Genomic DNA, 19,868 nt, shown 5'->3' on the forward strand with positions numbered 1-19,868 from the left:
CCGCTCCCGCTGCCGCCGCGCCCCTGAGTGCCGCGCCTCAGCGCGCGCCGAGCTCTTCCCAGCGTTCCAGCAGCAGCAGCAGCTCTTCGTCGATCTGCGCGGCCCGTGCCGTCACTTCGGCGATGCGCGCTGCGCCCTGGGTGTAGAGCTCGCTGCCAGTCAGCAGCGCATTGAGCGTGCCCTGCTCGGTTTCCAGCGCGGCGATTCTTGCCGGCATTTCCTCCAGCTCGCGTTGCTCCTTGTAGCTGAGCTTGCGCGCCTTGGGCGCGGCCACGACGGGCGCTGGCGCCTGTGCAGCGACGGGTGCAGGCGCAGCAGCGGGCGCCGGCTGGCGCGCCGCCAGCTGCTTGGCACGGGCCGACTGGATCAGCCAGTCCTGCACGCCGCCCTCGTACTCGCGCCAGCGGCCTTCGCCCTCGCTGACGATGGTGCTGGTGACCACGTTGTCGAGGAAGCGGCGATCGTGGCTGACCAGGAAGACGGTGCCGTCGTACTCGGCCAGCAGTTCTTCCAACAGTTCCAGCGTCTCGATGTCCAGGTCATTGGTCGGTTCATCGAGCACCAGCACATTGGCCGGGCGGGCGAACAGCCGGGCCAGCAGCAAGCGGTTGCGCTCGCCGCCGGACAGGCTCTTCACCGGCGAATTGGCCCGTGCCGGCGAGAACAGGAAGTCGCCCAGATAACTCTTCACATGCTTGCGCTGACTGCCGATCTCGATCCATTCGCTGCCCGGGCTGATGGTGTCGGCCAGCGTGGCTTCAAGATTCAGCGTATCGCGCATCTGGTCGAAATAAGCCACCGTCAGCCGCGAGCCCTGGCGCACCTCGCCGCTGTCTGGGGCGAGCTCGCCGAGGATCAGCTTCAGCAGCGTGGTCTTGCCGGCGCCATTGGGGCCGACCAGGCCGACCTTGTCGCCACGCAGAATCGTTGCGCTGAAATCGTTGACGATGGTGCGATCGCCATAGCGCTTGGAGACGTTCTCCAGCTCGGCCACGATCTTGCCGCTGGCGCCGCCGGTGTCGATATCGAGCTTGACCTTGCCCTGCACATCGCGGCGCGCGGCATGGGCCAGGCGCATCGCCTCCAGGCGCTGGATGCGCGCGACGCTGCGCGTGCGCCGGGCCTCGACGCCCTTGCGAATCCAGACCTCTTCCTGGGCCAGCAGCTTGTCGAAGCGGGCGTTGAACAGCGCCTCGTTCTGCAGCTCGTATTCCTTGGCCGCGGTGAAGGCAGCGAAGTTGCCGGGGTAGCCGCGCAGCTGGCCGCGGTCCAGCTCGACGATGCGGTTGGCCACGTTGTCCAGGAAGGCGCGGTCGTGGGTGATCAGCAGCAGGCTGCCCTTGAAGTTGTTAAGCAGCTCTTCCAGCCAGGTGATGGCGTCGAGATCCAGGTGATTGGTCGGCTCATCGAGCAGCAGCACATCGGGCTGGGCGACCAGGGCGCGGCCCAGCGCGACGCGCTTCTTCAGCCCGCCGGACAAGGAACCGACGATGCGCGAGCCATCCAGGCCCAGCCGGTGCAGGGTCTCGTCCACCCGCTGTTCCCAGTTCCAGGCGCCGATCTGCTCGATGCGCTCCTGCACCCAGGCCAGATCGTCGTTCTCGTCGTGGATCTCATAGCGCTCGCGCAGGCTCTTGGCCTCGGCCACGCCCTCGCTGACGACTTCGAAAATCGTCGCCTCCGGGCGCAGCTCGGGCTCCTGCGGCACATAGACGCTGGTCAGCCCCTGTTGCAGCTGCAAGAGGCCATCGTCGAGCTTTTCAAGCCCGGCCAGGATTTTCAGCAGGGACGACTTGCCCGTGCCGTTGCGGCCAATGAGGCCGACACGCTCGCCGATTTCCAGCGAGAAGGAGGCACCGTCGAGCAGGGCCACGTGGCCGAAAGCGAGATGGGCGTTGGAGATGGATAGGACTGCCATGGCCCGCATTGTCCTCGACCGCCGCGCTCGGGCGCCTTCGATGCCGGTTCAGGCCCAGATTCGATAGACCCAGAAGGCCTCGTGCAGATCGATGCGCTGGCGCAGCTCCTCGGGGCTGAAGCCGGTGACGCGGCGGGTTTCGCGGCACAGATGGGCCTGATCGGTATAGCCGGCATCCTGGGCCAGCGCGCTCCAGACCACCTCGCCGGCCGCCATCTCCTCGCGGACCTGGAAGAAGGTCGCCTCGGCGCGGCTGATGCCGCGCAGCGCACGCAGGCTTTGCCCGCTCCACTGCTTGATGCGCCGCTCCATCTGCCGCAGGCTGGCGCCGTGGCCGCCGGCCACCGCACGCATGGCCAGGTTCTGCGTCCAGTCGCGGTAGCGGCCCCGGTAGGGCCTGTCCCCGCCACGCAGGGCGCGCCAGCGCGGCAGCAAAAAGGCTTCCAGCAGCTGCTGGCAGTGATGCTCATCGCGCGCCGCCAGCATCTGCTGATTGAGCTGCTGCCAGTCCTCGCCGAGCAGCTGCTCGACGGGCAGGTAGCGATCCATCAGCGTCGACAGGTCCAGCCCGGTCAGCGCATGCAGGGCCTCGGGCTGTATCGCCACCATGAAGCAGCGGATGCCCGCCTCGGAGCGGAACTGCACCGGGCGGCTGCGCGGGCCGCCGATCAGGCTGCGGTGAGTGAGCGGCTCCAGCTGGCCGTCCTCACGCACCTCCCAGCCCTCGCCTTCCAGCGTCCAGGTCAGGCCACAGAAGGGCGTGGCCGGGAAATGGCTGTTGCGCTGCGCTTCGCTGAGCGCCGCAGCCCGGCTGGTGTCGCGCCAGAGCGAGGCATGCAGGCAGCCGGACAGCGCCAGGCTGGGCACCAGCAGGCGCGCGACGGTATCGGGATGGCGATCAGTCTCCATGGCGCAAGTGTAGGCAAGCGAGATGGCTGCCGCGGCACGGTGCGGTGCAGCGCCCATGTCGTTTTCGTTCAAGACGCCCGCCGACCGCCGCGGCACCATGGCGGCCATGAACCAGCCCACCACCCTGAACGGCGGCCAGGCCGCCCGCCCCGCCACGCCCCCCGGCCCCAGCGGCTTCGGTTTTGCCCAGATGCGGGCGATGCGCCAGGACTACCTCGGCACCATACGTGGCTGGCAGCAGCGCTACGGCGACGTGGTCTGCCAGCGTTTGATGGTCTATCGCGACTACAGCTTCTTCCACCCCGATCACATCCGCGAACTGCTGGTTGCCTCGCACGATCAGCTGATCCGCTGGGAGCGCGGTACCGAGATCTTTGCCTCGGCCCATGGCCAGAGCGTCATCGTCGCCGAGGGCGCGCCGTGGAAGCGCCAGCGTCAGATGCTGCAGCCGGGCTTTTCGCCCAAGCGCGTCGAGGCCTTTGTGCCGCTGATGATTGAGGCCGGCAGCCAGGCCATGGCGCGCTGGAAAAGCCTGGATCAGTTCCCCTTCGAGGCGGCGATGACGCAGCTGACCATGGAGGTCATCCTGCGCAGCCTGTTCTCGCACAGCGATGAAGCTCAGGCGCAGGCCGCGGCCGAGGCGGTGCATGTGCTCAGCGTCGTCGCCATGGGCGAGTTCTACTGGCCGGTCAGCAGCCCCTTGTGGGCGCCATGGAAGGCGCCCAAGCGACGCGCGCTGCAGACGCTGGACAGCCTGATCCGCGGCGAGCTGGCGCGCCGCCGCGAGGATGCGACGCCGCGCGACGATCTGCTCAACATGATGCGCAACCTGCGCGATCCGCAAGGCCAGGGCTTCGATGAACGCGGTCTGCGCGATGAATGCATGACCACCTTCCTGGCCGGCCACGAAACCACCGCCGCGGCGCTGAGCTGGTGGGGCTGGTGCATGGCCGCGCATCCTGAGCTCCAGCAGCGCATTGCCGACGAGATCAGCAGCGTGATCGGCGAGCGCACGCCCACCGCGGCCGATCTGCCGCAGCTGCATCAGCTCAACCTCAGCATCAAGGAAACGCTGCGCCTGTATCCGCCCGGCGCCGCGCTGTTGACGCGCCGAACCACGGCGCCGCTGCAAATCGCCGGCTACGCCATCCCAACCGGATCGATGATCCGCCTGACCCCTGCCATCACCCAGCGCGACCCGCGCTGGTTCGAGGAGCCTGACGCCTTCCGGCCCGAGCGCTTCGACCCGGCCAGCGGCCATGCCGACATTCCCCGCGGCGCCTATCTGCCCTTTGGTGCCGGTCCGCGGGTCTGCCTGGGCAGCCATTTCGCCACCACCGAGATGCTGCTGATCGGCGCCATGATTTTGCAGCGCTACCGCTTGAGCGCCGTGCCGGGCTTGCCGGCCCCACGGCCCGAGCTCAACATCACGCTGCGACCGGACACGCCGCTGCAGCTGCGCCTCAACCCGCGCTGAATCCAGGCTTCAGTCGCGATCGGTATAGATGCCCGCGCACAGCGCCAGGCCGATCAGGTAGAGCAGCCAGGTCTGCGACACCAGATAGGGATAGAGCATCAGCGCCAGCCCCAGCCAGCGGGTGCGTGGCCGCTGGCGCACACGGCCCAGGCGAAATGCGGCCAGGCCGATCAGCCCGAACAGGATGGCACCAAAGATGTAGGCCGGGCTCGGCCATTGAAAGCCGAGCGCCTGCAGCATCGCCATTTGATCGTTCATGGCGCGCGAGTATGCGCCCTTCGCTCCGTGCAGCCGGCGACTTTACCGATGGGCAAAGTCGCTGAGCCAGGCAAGCCCGAACGGCGGGCCGCGCGCCCGCCGGGGTCAGGTCTTGCCCAGACTGGCACTCAGGGCAGCGTCTTCAAGTGCGCCTTCACCGGCACCGAGAAGTTGTGGCCATCCGCCTTGTCCCAGTTGATCGACCAAGTCATCGCACCGCGGAAGCTCGGGTAGGCCTGCTTGGGTTTCACCGTGCCGCAGTTCTGCAACAGGGTCAGGCAGCTGAGCGCCTGGTTGATGACACTGGGCGGTGCATAGCCACGGCCGGCCGAGCGGGTGCCCGAGGGCACGCCGAAGGCGACCTGATCCGGCCGCAGGCCCGGGAAGGCCCAGCCCGTGCCCTGGCTGACCTTGAAGCCCTCGATCAGCATCAGGCTGCCGCCGACCAGCGCGTCCACCGTGCCCTCGTTGAGCGTGCGCCCATCGGTGTAGGTAAAGCCGCCGTTGTTGTAGTACTGGACGTGGATCATCGTCAGCTCGTTGCGCAGGCCGTCGATGATGGGCAGGTAGGCGCCCCAGATGCTGCCGTAGGCCACATAGCCGCCCTGCACATAGGGATGCTCGGGCGCCATCGACAGGTAGAAGCTCGGCCCGACCTTGGCCTTGAGCTGCTTCACGCCGCTGATCAGGTTGTTGATGATCGGTGAGCCCAGCGAGACGCCGGCGCCACTCTCCAGGTCGAGATCGATGCCATCGAAACCGTACTTGGCGATCAGCGCCGCCAGCGTGTTGACGAAGTTCGTCACCTGCGCACTGGTGTTCAGCGTCATCCGGCCCTCCTGGCCGCCTAGCGACAGCACCACCTTCTTGCCCTTGGCCCGCTTGGCGGCAATGTCGGCAATGAAATCGGCCTCGCTGCCGGCGCCCGGATCGAGCTGGAAGTCGACGCCGCCATTGCCCGCATCGCTGGCAAAGGACACCATGATCACATCCCAGTCGTCACGGACATCGCGGATGCGGATCGGTGCGCCGGCGCCATTGCTGAAATTGTGCCAATAGCCGATCAGCGCATGCTTGGGCAGACCCGGGCTGGGCGTCGGCGTCGGTGTTGGCGTCGGTGTTGGCGTCGGTGTTGGTGTTGGTGTTGGCGTGGGGGTTGGCGTGGGGGTAGGTGTTGGTGTGGGGGTTGGCGTCGGGCTGGCCGTGCAGTCAGCCACATAGCGCCACAGCGTCGGCGCCGCGACCGGGTTCCAGCCGGTGCCCACATAGGCGGTGTGCGTCACCAGCGCGCTGTAGTCCTTGCCCTGGTAGCTGGCCAGGGTGTTGGCGAGATAGGTCTTGCCTTCGGCCCAGGCGGCCGAACAGGTCGCCGCCTGGGCCGCCCAGGGCGTGGCCGCCATCAGGGCCAGCCACAGCGTCTGACGACGAGCGCCGTGAGCGGCGCCGCGCAGCCGGCGCTGCGCTGAAGAAACGGAATGAGACATGCAAACCTCCAGCAATCGGAGCGGGGTGAAAACCGGCACCTGCACGGCGCACGCCTCAAGCGCACGCGCTTCGGGGCCGAACAGCGTCGACCCCTCCTGCTCACCCAACTTGGAATCGACCAGCCCTTGCCAGCCCTGCAAGCCCCGTCAGGTGGCGCGCAGCCCTGCCATCGCAGGATCAAGCGCTATTGGTATTTTTTTGGTCTTGCATTGGTATTTCACTACGTGCCAAGCGCCATGGCATGAGGATCAACCCTTCCCAGGGCAGAGCTCTTCAGTTGGCCACGACAAGCCAGGCCGCAGCAACGGGCCGGGCAAAGAAACGCCTGAATCGCCCGAAGCGCGATCAGCTATTGCGTGCGACGTCGGCGTAGGCCTTCAGGGCCGAGCTGTCGGCTGGCTTTTCAAGCGAGGGATGCTCGAAGTCGTAGGCTTCCTGCTCCAGCACGGAGACCAGGCCATCCTTGTTGCCGTCGGCTGGCCGGTAGGCGGCCTCGGGCAGACCGCCCCGGCCACCGCTCGCCGGCAGCTGCGCGGCCGCTGCACTGGCTGAGCTGTTCTGAGCCTGTGGCGCCGGAGTCTCCGGCGCGCGCGCCGGCTGCGCCGGCCTGGCCTCCGCAGCAACGGCCTGAACCGGCTCTTGCTCGGCCTGCTTGAGCGCCTCGGCAGAAATGCTGACCTGGGTGCTCTCGCCCTCGGTGGCCTGCTCGGCCTTGGGGCGCAGTCTGCTGGCGGGATCAAGCGCCTGCTTGAGCGAACCAGGCGTAGCACTCGTGACCGACGGAGTGGACAGTGATGCGACCATGGTGTGACTCCTTGCCTGAAGACTGCAAGCCAAGCTTCAGCGCCAGAACGAAGGCGCTGCCGGCAATGGTAGTCCGATTGTCCACCGCACACCACCGGGCCTGTTGCCCATGTGCGCCAGCGCACCGACACCGCATGGCCGCATCGACATCCTCGGGCCTCGGCGCGAGCTCAGGCCGCGCGACACTCAAGGAGCCCAGCATGTCCAAAGGCCAACGCGGCAACAAGGAAGCCAAGAAGCCCAAGCAGCCCCCCAAGCCTCTGCTTCCGCCTGCCTCACCCGACCGGCACGAAGCGCCTCTTCCACCGCGCAGCCGCGCCATGGCGGCCTCACAAAGCCCGCACATCAGACAGCCTTCGGGCCACGTCTACCGGTTCAGCCGAGCTCGCAACGGCTGGGGTCTTACGCCTCCGGTGTTGGTGCTGAGCACGGCGATGCTGTTCGCTGGTGCTGCGCAGGCTGGACTGGTGCTCGTCGGACAGAACGACAGCTGGAAGGTCAAGAACCCGAGAAACGAGTTGGCAACAGACATGAGTCTTCTGACAAACGGCCCGGCCTTGAGTTGCGCACTATCAAGTGGGGGCGCCGCGTTCGACAGTTGCTCTCAAGGCCTCGCCAATGGCCTTACGTTTTTTGTCGGCACCGGTGCCAATGCCGGCTCTGGTGTGGCTGCAAATGGCTACTACGTGATCACCTTCAGCAACCTTGCCGCCGGAACGGAAATCAGCGTCGACTTTTCCTACGGGCCGCACAACGTCGTCGACATTTCCTTGGTCACGGACTACAACTACTTGGGCCAGTTTGACCCTGCATTTCCACCAGGACCGCCCGGGCAGGATGGTCTGATACATGGCCTGGCCGAGCCTCCTGCCAGCGCGCTTATCCTGCTTGCCATGCTGGGGCTTGCGATACCGCGAAAGTTGGGCCGGAGAATGGAAAACTGGTGGGCCGCTCGCTCAGAGCAGCGCGGCATGATGCCTTAGATGCTCGTCAATGACGCTGGCGATGAAGTAGTAGCCATGGTCATAGCCGGCATGGCGACGCAGTTGCAGCGGCTGGCCTACCGCGACGCAGGCGGCTTCGAGCGCTTCAGGCTGTAGCTGCTCGAGCAGGAATATATCCGCCAGGCCTTGATCGACCAGGATGCCGCCAGCAAAGGGGGGCTGCGTTTGCGCGCGCATCAGGCGGCTGGCATCGTGGCGGGCCCACAGGCTTTCATCCGGCCCCAGATAGCCGGCAAAGGCCTTGCGGCCCCAGGGGCAGTCGACCGGCGCACAGATGGGTGCGATCGCCGACACCGCGGCAAAACGCCCCGGGTGGCGCAGCGCCAGCGTCAGTGCCCCATGGCCGCCCATCGAATGGCCGCTGATGCCGGTGCGCGCGGCGTCCAGGCCCAGCTCGGCCTGCACCTCGGGCAGCAGCTCATTCAGCAGATAGCTCTCCATCCGCCAGTGCGTGGCCCAGGGCGGCTGGGTGGCGTCAAGGTAGAAGCCTGCGGCCAGGCCGAAGTCCCAGCTATCGCTTTCGCCCGGCACGGCGGCGCCGCGCGGGCTGGTATCCGGCATCAGCAGCGCCAGACCCAGCTCGCTGGCCAGGCGCTGCGCGCCGGCCTTCATCGTGAAGGTCTCCTCGCTGCAAGTGAGGCCAGCCAGAAACACCAGCAGCGCGCGCGGCCTTGGCGGCAGGAACAGCGCATAGCGCATCGGCAAGCCCGTGACGGCCGATTGATGGCGCCTGAATTGCTGCCGGCCGCCGAAGCAGCTGTGTTCGCTGAGCAGTTCGACCGACACGTCAGAACTCAACCACCGAGCGGATCGACTCGCCGCGCTTCATCAGATCGAAGCCCTCGTTGATGCGTTCCAGCGGCAGCTTGTGGGTGATCAGCTCGTCGATCTTCAGCTTGCCGTCCATATACCAGTCAACAATCTTGGGGACATCGGTGCGGCCGCGCGCGCCGCCGAAGGCCGAGCCCTCCCATTTGCGCCCGGTCACCAGCTGGAAGGGCCGCGTACTGATCTCGGCGCCAGCCTCGGCCACGCCGATGATGATGGAGCGGCCCCAGCCCTTGTGCGTGCACTCGAGCGCATCGCGCATCACCTTGGTGTTGCCGATGCATTCGAACGAGTAGTCGGCACCGCCATCGGTCAGCTGCACGATATGGTCGACCAGATTCGGCACGTCCTTGGGGTTGATGAAGTGCGTCATGCCGAACTGACGCGCCAGCGCCTCGCGCTGCGGGTTGATGTCAACGCCGATGATCTTGTCCGCGCCAACCATCTTGGCGCCCTGGATCACATTCAGCCCGATGCCGCCGAGGCCAAACACGACGACGTTAGCACCCGCCTCCACCTTGGCGGTGAACAGCACCGCGCCGACGCCGGTGGTGACGCCGCAGCCGATGTAGCAGACCTTGTCAAAGGGCGCGTCCTCGCGGATCTTGGCCAGCGCGATGCCAGGCACGACGATGTGGTTGGAGAAGGTCGAGGTGCCCATGTAGTGGAACACCGGCTGGCCGTTGAGGCTGAAGCGGGCGCTGCCGTCGGGCATCAGGCCCTTGCCCTGGGTCGAGCGGATGGCCTGGCAGAGATTGGTCTTGCGCGACAGGCAGAACTTGCACTGCCGGCATTCGGGCGTGTAGAGCGGAATCACATGATCGCCGGGCTTCAGCCAGCTCACGCCCTTGCCGACCTCCAGCACCACGCCGGCGCCCTCATGGCCCAGCACAGCCGGAAAGATGCCCTCGGGGTCGGCGCCAGACAGCGTGTAGTAGTCGGTATGGCAGATGCCGGTGGCCTTGACCTCGACCAGCACCTCGCCCTCGCGCGGGCCGTCCAGGTCCAGGGTTTCAATCGTCAGCGGAGCGCCGGCCTTCCAGGCGACGGCGGCACGGGTCTTGATCATGGGAGCTTTCCTTCCGGGTTCCAGGGGCAGGTCTTGCCTCAGTCTATGCGAGGCCCAGCAATGGCGTCCCGCACGCGCTGCACGGCCGTCTTGAGCCAGCCCGCTTCGCGCACGCACAGACGCAAGCGGCGCTGCAGCCAGGGCGTGAGGCTGAGATCGTCACGATGTTCGGGCCAATCATCGGCAGCATCGCTGTCCAGCGGCAGGGGCTCGGGCGTCGTTGCCGCGTCGCGCAGCTTGGCCAGCACGTCTTGCCGCGCCTGCGCCAGCGCCTGCTGCGCGTCAAGCGGATCGAGCCGCTGGGTGCGCCGACTCAGCAGCTGCTGCACGGCACCCAGCAAGGCCATCAGCCGGTAGGCATGACTCAGCAGCGCCTCGATATGGGCATCGGGCACGCGCACCGTCTCCGGCTCGGCGCGGGTGCGCTGCCCGGCGCCGGCCAGCGCCGCCAGTGCGGCATAGGCCTGCTGGCGGCTCAGGCGCTGGTCCAGCTGCTGGGCCGACGTTGGCGCCCACTGCAGCACATTGGCGCCATGGCGGGCCAGCGCGCCACGCAGTTGCTGCGACAGGCGCAAGAGGCTGCGCCGCTCCCAGGACGGCAGCACAAAGCAGAAGGCCCAGGCCAGACCGGCGCCGATCAGCGTGTCGGCCAGCCGCTCCAGGATGGGCGGCGGCATGCCCGGTTCCAGCATCAAGGGCTGCAGCAGCGCCATCAGCGTCGCCGCGGTGGCAGCGACGCGGTAGCGCACATTCAGATAGGCATGGGCGACGCCGATGGCGCCGACATAGATCAGCGCCAGCACCGGCACCGTCATCCAACCGCCCGGCAGATAGCCCAGCGCCGCGACGACCAGGCAGCCGATCACGGTGCCGCTGATGCGGTCGTTGCGGCGTGCCAGTGTCTGTTCCAGATTGCCGCGCAACACCACGATGACGCTCAGCAGCAGCCAGTGCGGGTGCGCCGCCCAGGGCAGCCAGCGGCCCAGCTGGTAGGCCACGCTCAGCGCCAGCATGCCGCGCAGCGCATGGCGCAGCACCGGCGAGGCCAGCGTCAGATGCGGCGGCAGCGCGGCCATCGGCCAGCCCTCGGGCGAGACGAACTGGCGCAGCTGCTGCGGCGTCAGGCTGGCTTCGCGGTCGCTGGTGCGGCAGCGCTGCACCATGGCCGCGACATCGTCGAGCATATGGCCGAGCCGGCCTTGCAAGGCCGCGAGCAGATGGCGCCGGCTGTCCTCGGCGGCGCAGGGGCGAGCCTGCAGGCGCTGCTGCAGCTCGGCACGCCATTGCGCCGCCGACACGGCGGGCAAGGGCGCGTCGCCCACCAGGGCCTCCGCCAGTTGCTGCAGCGCGCCGGCCAGCTGGCGCAGCGTTTCGGCCAGGCTGCGCCGCCAGTGCCAGCCAGCTTCGTCCTCACCCAGCAAGGGGATGTCCAGGCGGCTGGCCAGCAGCAGATCGCGCAGCTCGATCAGGCCCAGCAGCAGGTCGACCTGGCGCCGCGCATGGACCGAGTCCTGCGCATCGAAAACCTGATCACGCGCTGCCTGCAACGTGTCGGCGAGCAGCACATCATCGGCAATCGAGGCACGGATGCTGTCCTCGGCGGCGGGCAGCTCGCCGGCGATGCGCAGCGCGCGCGAACGCAAGCGCTGTGCCGTGGCGCGCATGGCCGTGGCCAGCGCCAGTTCGCGATAGCGGCGCCGCAGTGCCCAGCTGGCAAAGCGCGCCCACAGTGCATAGACCAGCGCCCCGGCCAACACCCAGCCGGCGTGGTGAACGGCATCGAGCCGCGTCTGCGGCGCCTCCCAGGCCATCGAGAACACCAGGGCAATCAGCCCGGCAAAGGACAAGGGGCCGGCCCGCGGCCCCCAGGCCAGCGTCATCAGCGCGATGAAGGCGGTGGCCGCCACCAGCAGCGGCATGCCCAGCGGCTGCTCGCGCAACAAGCCCACGCCCAGCGTCACCAAGGCCGCCAGCAAGGCCGCCGGCACCACACGGGGCCAGACGCGCCGCGGCGGATTGGGCACATCGGTCAGGCTGGCGCACACCGCACCGCCCGAAGCCGCGAGGCCGATGTGCAGGCCGAAGACAGCGCTGAACAGATACAGGTCCAGCGCCAGGCCGACGCTGACGCTCAGCCCGTTCAGCTGGGCGGCCGTCAGGTGATGACGGCGGGCGCGACGCAGCAGCTCCAAGCGCAGACCTCGCCGCTCTCAAGCGGTCATGCCGCCAGCGCGCGTTCCAGCGCGTCGATGAACATCTTCGGCACGTCGAAGCCAGTCTGCTCGGTAATTTCCTGGAAGCAGGTCGGGCTGGTCACGTTGATCTCGGTGAGCCGGTCGCCGATCACGTCCAGGCCGACCAGCAGCAAGCCGCGCGCCGCCAGGATGGGGCCCAGGGCTTCGGCGATCTCACGATCGCGCGCGGAGATCGGCTGCGCCACGCCCTTGCCGCCGGCGGCCAGATTGCCGCGCACCTCGCCGCCCTGCGGAATGCGCGCCAGGCAGAAGGGCACGACCTGACCCCCGATCAGCAGCACGCGCTTGTCGCCGTCCTTGATGGCCGGCAGGTAGCGCTGCACCATCACCGTCTCGGCGCCGCCCTTGTTCAGCGTCTCGATGATGGCACCGAGGTTCAGGCCATCGCTGCCGACACGAAAGATGCCGGCGCCGCCCATGCCATCCAGCGGCTTCAGGATGATGTCGTGGTGCTCGGCGTGAAAGGCGCGAATCGCAGCCTCGCTGCGCGTCACCAAGGTCGGCGGGGTGAACTGCGGGAACTCCAGGATGGCCAGCTTCTCCGGATGGTCGCGCAGCGCTTGCGGGCTGTTGAACACCCGGGCGCCCTCGCGCTCGGCCTGGCCGAGCAGATGGGTGGCGTAGAAGTACTCGCTGTCAAAGGGCGGGTCCTTGCGCATGACGACGGCATCGGCCTCGGCCAGTGCCAGCTCGGCCGTGGCGACGACGCTGAACCAGTCGTGCGCAGCGCCGGTCAGCGTGATCGCCCTCGCCTGCCGCGCCACCACCCGGCCACCGCTGTGCCAGACCAGATCAGCCGGATGGCAGGCCCACAGCTCATGGCCGCGTCGGGCCGCCTCGCGCATCATCGAGAAGGTGGTGTCCTTGTAGGTCTTGAAGGACTCCAGCGGGTCGGCGACGAATAGGATTTTCATGGGTCGGGGATGCTCGATGAGGCAAGAAAAGCCGCGCCACTCAGCGCGGCCTGAAGTGTTGCACCAAAAGAGAAACCGTGCCGGCAACCACGCCCCAGAAGGCCGAGCCAATGCCCAGCAGGCTGAGGCCGGACAGCGTGACCAGGAAGGTCAGGATGGCGGCGTCGCGGTGGCGCTCGTCCTTCAGCGCCGCGGCCAGGCCACCGCCTATCGTGCCCAGCAAGGCAAGACCTGCCACCGCCGCGACCAGCTCGCGCGGAAACGCCGCCAGCAGCCCAACGACGGCCCCGCCGGCCAGGCCAACAGCGAGGTAGAAGAGCCCGGCCATCACCGCCGCGGTGTAGCGCCGCGCCGGGTCTTCGTGCGCCTCGCGGCCCATGCAGATCGCCGCGGTGATTGCGGCCAGGTTGAAGGCATAGCCGCCGAAGGGCGCGAGCAGCAGCGTGGCCAGGCCGGTGGCGCTGATGCTCGGTGAGATCGGCGTCTGGTAGCCGGAGGCCCGCTGCGCCGCGACGCCGGGCAGGTTCTGCGAGGCCATGGTCACCAGGAACAGCGGCAGCGCCAGGCCGATCAGCGCCTGCAGGCTGAAGCGCGGTGTGATCCAGACCGGCTCGGCCCAGGCCCATTGCACGCTGCCCAGATGCAGCCGCCCCTGCAGCAGCGCGACGACGACGCCCGCCAGCAGCACGCCCGGCACCGCATAACGCGGCCAGAAGCGCCGCCCGAGCAGGAAGGCGCCAGCCATCACCAGCACCAGCCCGGGCGCCGAGCGAGTGGCGTTGACGGCATCCAGGCCGAAGCGCGCCAGCACGCCGGCCAGCAGCGCGGAGGCAATGGCCACCGGAATACGGTCCATCACCCGCTCGAAGGCACGGGTCAGCCCGGCCAGCAGGATCAACGCACCGCAGACCAGGAAGGCGCCGGTCGCCTCCGCCATGTCCAGGCCCGAGGTGGCCGCGATCAGTGCCGCACCGGGCGTGGACCAGGCGGTCAGCACCGGCTGGCGTGTCCATAGCGACAGGCCGATGCTGGTCAGGCCCATGCCCAGGCCCAGCGCCCACATCCATGAGGCCGTCTGTGAAGAAGTTGCTCCCAAGGCCTGGGCCGCTTGGAATACGATGGCCACGGAGCTGGTGAAGCCCACCAGCACGGCCACGAAGCCCGCCACGGCGGCCGGCACGGAAAGGTCGCGGAGAAAGCGTTGCATGCGCGAAGCATAGCGAGGCCTGTCCGCCCTGAGCGCGAGCGGCCGTGCCTTACCTGGAAAAACGCGACGATGTGCAGATTCCTGGCCTACTACGGCGACCCGATCTTTCTCGAAGACCTGGTCTGTACCCCGCAGCACTCGCTGGTTCGCCAATCGCTGCGTGCCGAAGAGGCCAAGACGGTCACCAATGGCGATGGCTTCGGCGTCGGCTGGTACGGCGAACGCGAGCAGCCAGGGGTGTATCGCGAGGTGATGCCGGCCTGGTCGGACGACAACCTGCTGGCCCTCTGCGCCAATGTCCGCTCGCGGCTGTTCTTCGGCCATGTGCGCGCGGCCACCGGCGGCGGCATTGCGCGGCAGAACTGCCACCCGTTTCACAGCGGCCGCTATCTGTTCATGCACAACGGCCAGATCGGCGGCTACAGTGCACTGCGCCGCGGCCTTGAAAACCGCTTGCCCGATCACCTCTATGAACAGCGCCGTGGCGCGACCGACTCCGAGCTGCTGTTCCTGCTCATCGTCGCCCGCATCGAGCAGGGCCTGAGCGTGCTGGATGCCACCTGCCAGGTCCTGGCCGAGACCGAGGCGATGATGCAGGTGCTGCACATCCAGCAGCCGCTGCGCTTCTCGGCCGCACTGGCCGACGGCACGCAGGTCTGGGCCTTCCGTTTCGCCAGCGACAAGCGCGCCCCGACGCTTTACATGAGGCCGCAGAACAGCGGCTGGGCAATTGCCTCGGAACCCTTGGGCGACGATGCCCAGGAATGGACGCTGATCCCGCAGGGCCATATGGTGCACCTCGATGCACGGGGTCAGACCTTGCGCGAGATGCATTGATTGGTGCCTTGATTCTTTACAAGGCGTGGCCGCCGCGGCTGGGCCTGAAGGCGGCCCGCGAGCCGGCACAATGCGGCTCCACGATGGATGCACGCCCTATTCCCTCCCCCGCCCTGCCATGGCGACGCCGCCTGCTGGCCCAGGCGCTGCTGCTGGCCAGCTTGGGCCCATGCGTGGCCCTGGCGCAAAGAATTGCCGAACCGCCGGTCGAGCGCGTCGAGGTCGTGCGCGCCTACCCGCATGACCCGGACGCCTTCACCCAGGGCCTGATCTTTCTGGACGGCATGCTGTTCGAGAGCACCGGCCTGAACGGCCGTTCCTCGGTCCGCCGGGTGCAGCTGGAAAACGGCAAGGTGCTGCAAAAGCTGGCCGTGCCGCCGCAGTATTTCGCCGAGGGGCTGACGGTCTGGAAGGACGAGCTGATCCTGCTGACCTGGCAGTCGCGCATGGGCTTTGTGCTGGATCGCCGCACGATGGAGGTCAAGCGCAGCTTTGCCTACGCTGGTGAAGGTTGGGGCATCACCCACGACGATCAGCAGCTGTACATGAGCGACGGCACGGCAACGCTACGCGTGCTGGATCCGCTGAGCTTCAAGGAAAGCCGCCGGATTTCGGTCACTGCCAATGGCCGCCCGGTCGAGCAGCTGAACGAGCTGGAATGGGTGGAAGGCGAGATCTGGGCCAATGTCTGGCAGACCGATCGCATTGCCCGCATCGACCCCTTCAGCGGCCGGGTGTTGGGCTGGCTGGACATGAGCGGCCTGCTGGCCTCGCAAGGCCTGCCGCCCGATCAGGCCGATGTGCTCAACGGCATCGCCTACGACGCGCAGAGCAAGCGGATCTTCGTCACCGGCAAGCTGTGGCCGCGGCTGTTCGAGATCCGCCGCAAGGGCGTCAAACGCTGATCAGATCTCCACCTTGGAGCCCAGCTCGACAATGCGATTGGTCGGCAGATGGAGGAAGTCGGCCGCGGCGGCCGCATTGCGATGCATGCCGGCAAACAGCTTCTCGCGCCACAGCGCCATGCCGCCATTGCCTATCGTCGGGATGACGATGTCACGCGACAGGAAATAGCTGGTCTCCATATCGTCCAGGTGCACGCCGCGCGATTCCAGCAGTTTCAGCGCCTCGGGCACATCGGGCTCGTTCTTGAAGCCGAAATGCAGGCTGACCTGCCAGCAGTCATTGCCCAGCGCCTCAACCTCGATCCGCTTGTCGAAACCGACCCAGGGCTTTTCATGGTGCTTGACGGTGACAAACAGGTTCTGCTCATGCAGCACCTTGTTGTGCTTCAGGTTGTGCAGCAGCGCGTTCGGTGTAACCCCCTGCTCGGCCGACAGGAACACCGCCGTACCCGGCACGCGCAGCGGCGGGCTGATGAAAACCGCCTCCAGGAAGCCGCGCAGGTCGATCGCGTCATGGCGCAACCGGTCACTGAGGATGTGGCGGCCCTGCTTCCAGGTCAGCATCAGCGTGAACATGCCGATGCCGATCACCAGCGGGAACCAGCCGCCGGCCAGCAGCTTCAGCGCGTTGGAGGCAAAGAAGGTGATGTCGACCAGGAAGAAGAAACCGGTCGCCGCCAAGCACAGCGGCAAGGGGTACTTCCAGCCGTAACGGATCACGTAGAAGGTCATGATGGTCGTGATCGTCATGTCCAGCGTCACGGCGATGCCGTAGGCCGCGGCCAGGCGCGACGATGAGCCGAACAACACAACGGCCAGCACGATGAAGACGAACAGCCCCCAATTGATGAAGGGCACGTAGATCTGACCGGTATCGCGCACCGAGGTGTGCAAGATGCGCATGCGCGGCAACAGGCCCAGCTGCACCGCCTGCTTGGTGACCGAGAAGGCCGCCGTGATCAACGCCTGCGAAGCAATCACCGTCGCGGCCGTCGCCAGCACCACCAGGGGCAGAGCCGCCCAGTCCGGCGCCATGTGGAAGAAGGGGTTCTCGACCGACTCTGGCTCCTTCAGCAGCATTGCGCCTTGGCCGAAGTAGTTGATCACCAGCGCCGGCATCACCATGCCATACCAGGCCAGGCGGATCGGCCGCGGCCCGAAGTGGCCCAGGTCGGCATAGAGCGCCTCACCACCGGTCACGCACAGCACGACCGCGCCCAGCGAGATGAAGGCGACCTTGGGCTGGGCCAGCGCAAACTGCAGCGCATACCAGGGGTTGATGGCGTGCAGCACCGTCGGGTTGTCGATCAGGTGCGGCAGGCCCAAGGCGATCAATGCGACGAACCAAATCAGCGTCAAGGGACCGAAGAACTTGCCGATGCCGCCCGTACCGAAGCGCTGCACGGCGAACAGCCCGGTCAGCACCACCAGCGTCAGCGGCACGATCAGCGGCTCCAGCTGCGGCGCGGCCACGCCCAGGCCCTCAACCGCCGACAGCACCGACACCGCCGGCGTGATCACACCATCACCATAGAAGATCGCCGTGCCGAACATGCCCACGGCCATCAGGGTGCGGCGCAGCTGCGGCCGCTCCTTCACTGCCTGCGTCGCCAGCGCCAGCATCGCGATCAGCCCGCCTTCGCCGTTGTTGTCGGCACGCAGGATCAAGAGCACATATTTCAGCGAGACGATGATCGTCATCGTCCAGAAGATCAGCGAAAGCACGCCCAGGATGTTGTCCGGGGTCGCCGCCACGTGCCCGCCGTGAAAGACTTCCTTCAGCGCGTAGAGTGGGCTGGTACCGATGTCGCCATAAACCACACCCAAGGCCGCAAGCGTGAGGCCCGCCAGGGCAGACGGCGAGCGCGCCGCAGTAGAAGAAACCACAGGATGGCGCAGCACCGGCTCGGGCGCCGCTCAAGAGTCAAAAGCGCTATTGTGCGCTCGGCTTGAAGCGCCGCGTCAAGAAGCTCGCGGGCCTATGGCGCTGTTGCGCCGCCAAGCGCATCCTCGGGCTTGCGAACCGCCTCGCCCTGACCCATGGGGCTCCCACCCAGCAGTCGCCGCACAAATTCGATCGTGCTCTGGAACAGGAAGTCGCGGTTGTCTGACTTGGTGAAACGGTGGCCCTCGTCCTCGGCGGTCAGGAACCAGACCGGCGTGCCCTGGGCGCGCACCGCCAGCACCATGCGCTCGGCCTCGGCGTAGGGCACGCGCGGGTCATTGCGCCCGTGCACCACGAACAGCGGCTTGCGCACTTGCTCGGCATGATTGAGTGGCGATATGCCTTGCAGGAACTCGCGCATCGCCGGGTCTCGCTCGTCGCCGTACTCGGCGCGCCGGTTGTCGCGCCGGTAGCTCTCCGTGTTTTCCAGGAAGCTCACGAAGTTGGCGATGCCAACGCGGCAGATGCTGCCAGCAATGCGCGCCGACTCCCGCACCGCGACAGCCAGAGACATATAGCCGCCATAGCTGCCGCCGGCCACCACCACCCGGGCGGCGTCCATCTCGGCACGACCCGCGATCAGGTCCAGCAGCGCGCTGACATCGCGTACCGAATCCTCGCGCAAGCGGCCGTTGTCCAGCATCAGAAAACGTTTACCGAAGCCGTCCGAGCCGCGCACATTGGGCTGGATCACATGCATGCCCAGCACTTCCACCAGATAGCGCAGGGTGCCGGAGACATAGCTCGGGCGCGCCTGTGCGGCCGGGCCGCCGTGAATGCTGATGTAGACCGGGCGCGGCCCTTTGAAGCGGGCCGGCGGCGCCAGGTGCAGGCCGCTGATCTCCAGGCCATCAAAGCTCTTCCAGCGCAGGGTCCGGTACTCCAGCTCCGAGGCCGCGCCCGCCTCGCCGGACCAGGGGGTCAGGACTTGCTGATCATGGGCATAGACCCAGATGCGCCCCGGGTGCTGAGCGCTGACATGGTCGAAGGCCAGCAGGGGCAGGCGCGGATGCCAGCGCGGATTGCGCAGCACACCGGCCGGCAGCGGCAGGGCCGCCGGCAGCACGCTGCGCTGGACCGGGTCGTACCAGCGCAGCGTCGACAGGCCCTGCTCGTTGTACACCAAGGCCATCGGCAGGCCAGAGCCGGCCGGCGCGAGCGCGAACGCTTCCAGATCGGCCGCGATGTCACTGAGCCACTGCTGGTGCAGGCCGCTGTCCAGCCCCACGGTGCTGAGGTGCCGGAACTCACCGCGCACGGCCTGGCGGCGCCACAGCAGCTCCTCACCGTCCCCGTCCCCGTCCCTGCCCTCGCCCGCAGACTTCACGCTCGCCAGCGCTTGCAGCGGCCCGCCAGCGGCAGGCACCCGCATCAGTCGCGAGCTGCCGTTCTGGACCTGCGTCAGCACGATCGCCCCGCGCGGCGTGACGCGCAGGCCGACAAAGCGTCCGCCCTTGAGCTCAGCGAGCACGCGGCGCTTTGCCGGCGCCAGCGGGTCGACCCAGACCAGCTGGCTGTGCGCCTGGCGCTCGCCCTCAGCAGCAGCGTCGTGACGGTCCAGTTGCTCCCACAGGTAAACCAGCCCGCGCGCCTTGGGCAGAAACTGATACTCACTGACCCGCCCAGTGGCCCCGGTGATGCGCTGCGCCGCAGCACCGGCTTGCCAGCGGTAGAGCTGCCAGGCCTCGTTGCCGCCCTGGTCCCGGCTGAACACCAGGTACTCGCCCTGCTCAGGTTCCCAGCGCGCCGACTCCACGCCATCGCGGCCCTCGGTCAGCCGCTCCGGCTTGGCCCCCGCTGCGCCGAGGCGATGCAACTGGGGGCTGCCGCCGGCGCGCATCAGTACCAGCATCTCCGCGCGCTGAGGGTGCCAGTCCTGGAAGCCTAGCGCCGCCGGTTCCTGCGCTTGCCGATGGACCACGCCCTCGAAGACGGGAATGCCATCGGCCAGCAGTTGCGCGCCCGGCCGCACCGCAGCGGCGTGAACAAGGGCTGAAATGCCCCACAGCGCAAGGACGAGGCGCCAGCGCCGGGGCAGAAAGGTCACGCTCAT

The 19,868-nt window shown here is 67.5% G+C and carries 17 protein-coding genes; 5 read left to right on the forward strand and 12 right to left on the reverse strand.

What is annotated here, in order from left to right:
* Positions 1–37: 37 nt before the first annotated feature.
* Together RQP53_RS12420 and RQP53_RS12425 are read right to left on the reverse strand one after the other, a co-directional pair.
* A complete protein-coding gene (locus tag RQP53_RS12420; protein ID WP_315650623.1) occupies positions 38–1,918 on the reverse strand; it encodes an ATP-binding cassette domain-containing protein in 1,881 nt (626 codons plus the stop codon).
* 48 nt (positions 1,919–1,966) lie between these two features.
* Positions 1,967–2,827, reverse strand: coding sequence for a helix-turn-helix domain-containing protein (locus RQP53_RS12425; RefSeq protein WP_315650624.1), 861 nt, complete (start codon positions 2,825–2,827; stop codon positions 1,967–1,969).
* Between the two features lie 55 nt (positions 2,828–2,882).
* Between RQP53_RS12425 and RQP53_RS12430 the strand changes: the two genes are divergently transcribed.
* Positions 2,883–4,304 carry a cytochrome P450 gene (locus tag RQP53_RS12430; protein ID WP_315650625.1) on the forward strand — a complete coding sequence of 474 codons (1,422 nt, stop codon included), beginning with the start codon at positions 2,883–2,885 and terminating at the stop codon, positions 4,302–4,304.
* Positions 4,305–4,313: 9 nt separating this feature from the next.
* Here RQP53_RS12430 and RQP53_RS12435 read toward each other — a convergent pair whose 3' ends face one another.
* Together RQP53_RS12435 and RQP53_RS12440 are read right to left on the reverse strand one after the other, a co-directional pair.
* Entirely contained in the window at positions 4,314–4,562 is a 249-nt protein-coding gene (locus tag RQP53_RS12435; protein ID WP_315650626.1) for a hypothetical protein, read from the reverse strand.
* A 128-nt stretch (positions 4,563–4,690) separates the two neighbouring features.
* Complete coding sequence (locus RQP53_RS12440) at positions 4,691–6,046, reverse strand: chitinase (protein ID WP_315650628.1); 1,356 nt, start codon at positions 6,044–6,046, stop codon at positions 4,691–4,693.
* Between RQP53_RS12440 and RQP53_RS12445 the strand changes: the two genes are divergently transcribed.
* Positions 6,038–6,292: a hypothetical protein gene (locus RQP53_RS12445; protein WP_315650629.1), complete on the forward strand. Its 255-nt coding sequence runs from the start codon at positions 6,038–6,040 to the stop codon at positions 6,290–6,292. The two genes, RQP53_RS12440 and RQP53_RS12445, sit on opposite strands and share 9 nt — an antisense overlap.
* A 100-nt stretch (positions 6,293–6,392) precedes the next feature.
* Here RQP53_RS12445 and RQP53_RS12450 read toward each other — a convergent pair whose 3' ends face one another.
* On the reverse strand, positions 6,393–6,851 hold the full coding sequence (locus RQP53_RS12450; RefSeq protein ID WP_315650630.1) for a hypothetical protein: 459 nt from the start codon (positions 6,849–6,851) through the stop codon (positions 6,393–6,395).
* A 200-nt stretch (positions 6,852–7,051) separates the two neighbouring features.
* Here RQP53_RS12450 and RQP53_RS12455 point away from each other — a divergent pair, with 200 nt between their 5' ends.
* Positions 7,052–7,834 (forward strand): hypothetical protein, encoded by a 783-nt coding sequence (locus RQP53_RS12455; protein WP_315650631.1) that lies wholly within the window; start codon positions 7,052–7,054, stop codon positions 7,832–7,834.
* Here the strand turns inward: RQP53_RS12455 and fghA are convergent.
* The 5 genes from fghA to RQP53_RS12480 are packed head-to-tail and all read right to left on the reverse strand — an operon-like array spanning position 7,808 to position 14,128.
* Positions 7,808–8,641 carry an S-formylglutathione hydrolase gene (gene fghA, locus RQP53_RS12460; protein ID WP_434064082.1) on the reverse strand — a complete coding sequence of 278 codons (834 nt, stop codon included), beginning with the start codon at positions 8,639–8,641 and terminating at the stop codon, positions 7,808–7,810. The genes RQP53_RS12455 and fghA overlap by 27 nt on opposite strands.
* A gap of 1 nt (position 8,642) precedes the next feature.
* Positions 8,643–9,749 carry an S-(hydroxymethyl)glutathione dehydrogenase/class III alcohol dehydrogenase gene (locus RQP53_RS12465; RefSeq protein WP_315650739.1) on the reverse strand — a complete coding sequence of 369 codons (1,107 nt, stop codon included), beginning with the start codon at positions 9,747–9,749 and terminating at the stop codon, positions 8,643–8,645.
* Positions 9,750–9,790: 41 nt separating this feature from the next.
* A complete protein-coding gene (locus RQP53_RS12470) occupies positions 9,791–11,944 on the reverse strand; it encodes an FUSC family protein (RefSeq protein WP_315650633.1) in 2,154 nt (717 codons plus the stop codon).
* A gap of 26 nt (positions 11,945–11,970) precedes the next feature.
* Entirely contained in the window at positions 11,971–12,921 is a 951-nt protein-coding gene (gene gshB, locus RQP53_RS12475; RefSeq protein ID WP_315650634.1) for a glutathione synthase, read from the reverse strand.
* A gap of 40 nt (positions 12,922–12,961) precedes the next feature.
* Entirely contained in the window at positions 12,962–14,128 is a 1,167-nt protein-coding gene (locus RQP53_RS12480) for a benzoate/H(+) symporter BenE family transporter (protein WP_315650635.1), read from the reverse strand.
* A 69-nt stretch (positions 14,129–14,197) separates the two neighbouring features.
* Between RQP53_RS12480 and RQP53_RS12485 the strand changes: the two genes are divergently transcribed.
* Both RQP53_RS12485 and RQP53_RS12490 read left to right on the forward strand, forming a co-directional pair.
* Entirely contained in the window at positions 14,198–14,965 is a 768-nt protein-coding gene (locus RQP53_RS12485; protein ID WP_315650636.1) for a class II glutamine amidotransferase, read from the forward strand.
* Between the two features lie 83 nt (positions 14,966–15,048).
* Positions 15,049–15,870 (forward strand): glutaminyl-peptide cyclotransferase, encoded by an 822-nt coding sequence (locus RQP53_RS12490; protein WP_315650637.1) that lies wholly within the window; start codon positions 15,049–15,051, stop codon positions 15,868–15,870.
* Here RQP53_RS12490 and RQP53_RS12495 read toward each other — a convergent pair whose 3' ends face one another.
* Positions 15,871–17,757 (reverse strand): potassium transporter Kup, encoded by a 1,887-nt coding sequence (locus tag RQP53_RS12495; protein WP_315650638.1) that lies wholly within the window; start codon positions 17,755–17,757, stop codon positions 15,871–15,873. It abuts the gene before it with no gap.
* Positions 17,758–17,849: 92 nt separating this feature from the next.
* Positions 17,850–19,868: a S9 family peptidase gene (locus tag RQP53_RS12500; RefSeq protein ID WP_315650639.1), complete on the reverse strand. Its 2,019-nt coding sequence runs from the start codon at positions 19,866–19,868 to the stop codon at positions 17,850–17,852.

Source organism: Roseateles aquae, from assembly GCF_032337115.1.
Taxonomy (GTDB): Bacteria; Pseudomonadota; Gammaproteobacteria; order Burkholderiales; family Burkholderiaceae_C; genus Roseateles_C; species Roseateles_C aquae.